At 43.9% G+C, this 230-nt stretch carries 1 pseudogene; it reads left to right on the forward strand.

Annotation, left to right across the window (positions count from 1 at the left end):
• Positions 1-230: pseudogene (locus ACY2RT_RS15790) on the forward strand (putative type IX sorting system protein PorV2); the annotation flags it as partial.

Consider the following 230-nt stretch of genomic DNA (forward strand, 5'->3'; position numbering starts at 1 on the left):
GCCTTTTCTCTACTGCCGATTATGGTGTTATATTTTCATATGCGCGGCGTTTGCCTTTGGATGGTTTAAATTGAGGGGGGAATGCGAGAGGAATTAGGCGTGTGATTGGTGATTTTGCTTCTTCCTGTGGTTTTGGATTGGACGCAGACATTCAATTTGAAAAAGGGGATTGGAAATGTGGCCTGATGGCCCGGGATATTACTACAACTTTCAATGCATGGTCCATTGAT

This window comes from Ulvibacter sp. 2210JD10-4 (assembly GCF_058148525.1).